Annotated in this window: 2 protein-coding genes; both read left to right on the forward strand. The window is 69.3% G+C overall.

What is annotated here, in order from left to right; genetic code table 11:
• Window positions 1-1192, forward strand: a 1192-nt coding sequence (locus ACE3UY_RS22870) for a lipid II flippase MurJ (protein ID WP_374689777.1), incomplete at its 5' end; no start/stop codon positions are given.
• Between the two features lie 16 nt (window positions 1193-1208).
• Window positions 1209-1578 (forward strand): glycosyltransferase (locus ACE3UY_RS22875; RefSeq protein WP_374689778.1); only part of this gene is annotated, 370 nt, incomplete at its 3' end.

A 1578-nucleotide genomic window follows, 5' to 3' on the forward strand; every position in this document is an offset into this window, starting at 1 on the left:
CGGCGCGCGCTGGTGGTATCCGCTCAGCGTGCCGGGCGCGTCGGCCGAGACGCGGCTGGCCGGGCAGCCCCTCGCCGCCGTCCTGGCCTGGCTCATCTTCCTGCTGGCGCTGGCCGAGACGTTCCGGGCCATCTACTATCGGGTCGAGCGGCTCGTTGTGCCGTCGGCCGGGCGCATCGCCGGCACGCTCGTCTCGGTCGTCGTCGCTCTGGTGGCGGGGGCGCGGCAAGACCTGCACTGGGTGGCCTGGGGACTGGTGGGCGGCGCGCTGATAGAGACGCTGGTCAGCTTTGTCGGGCTATTCACTTTGCCCGAGTTCGCCTTCCGGCCGGCCTGGCCGGCGCGGGCGGCGCTGGCCGACATGGCGCGGACGGTGGGCATGCCGCTGGCCGGCCAGTCGGTGCGCGTCGTCTCCTCGGTGGGTGAGCGAGCGCTGGCCTCTTTCCTGGGGCCGGGGGCGCTGACGGCCGTCACCTTCGCCGTGCGGTTGGTGGCTACACTGGAGCGCTTCGTCTTCCGCGGCTTTCAACTGGCGACGATCCAGGCCTATGCCGCCGGGGCCAAGCAGAACTACAACGCCCGGCTGCGGGTAGTCGCTTTGTTGGCCGTGCCCATGGCCGTCGTTCTGGCCCTGCTCTCGCCGCAACTCATCGGCGTGGTCTTCGGCCGCGGGCGGTTCAGCGCCGAAGACGTGCAGACGACAGCCCTCGTCCTCCAGACCTACGCCCCGGCTGTGCTGGCTCTGGCCCTTATCAGCGTGCCGCTGGGGCTGGCCTTCGCCCGCAAGGAGTCGCGAGCCGTGTTGGGCTTCTTCTCGCTCAACGCCATCGTCATCATCGCCACGGAGTTGGTGCTCATCCGGTTGGGCTTCGACCTGCGCAGCTTCGGCATTGCCAACTCGCTGGCCGCCTTCGCCGGTTTCTTCTGGCTGAAGCGCACCGTCGCTCGGGACGAGGTGCTGTGGACGCGGGTCGATACGGTGCAGTTTCTCGTGGTGGCCGCCACGGCCGCGCTGGGCACGCTGGCGGTGCGAATGCTCGGCGGTCTGCTGGCGGCGGACAGCCTCAGACTGTGGCTGACGCTGCTGGCGGGGGGCATGGCCTGTCTGGCGTCGGCCGGCGTCGCCGCGCGGTTGTTACGGCTGGAAGAGTTCAATCAGATCGCCCGTCTGGTGCGGCACCCGCGCGCCTGAGCGATTGAGCGATAGCATGAAGGTACTGCTGGTGGCCACACGAATGGATGCTCTGGGCGGCGGCGCGGCGACGGCGGCGCGGCAGGTCGCCGCGGGCTTGCAGCGCCAGGGCGTTGACGTGGTCACTGTGGGCACGCGACGCGAGCCGGGCCTGGTCGTCGATGAACAGGACGGCATCCGCCGCTACACCTTTCGCCCGCGCAATCTGTATTGGATCGGCGACAAGGACACCAAGCCCACCTACCAGAAGGCCGGCTTCCAACTCCTTGACCTGTGGAACCCGCACGTCTATCGCGTGATACGGGCTATCATCGAATGCGAGCGGCCGGATATCGTCCACGTGCACAAGCTACGCGGCCTGTCGCCGTCGGTCTGGGCGGCGGCCA

Origin of the sequence: Promineifilum sp. (SeqCode), assembly GCF_041918635.1 — a bacterium.
GTDB lineage: Bacteria > Chloroflexota > Anaerolineae > Promineifilales > Promineifilaceae > Promineifilum.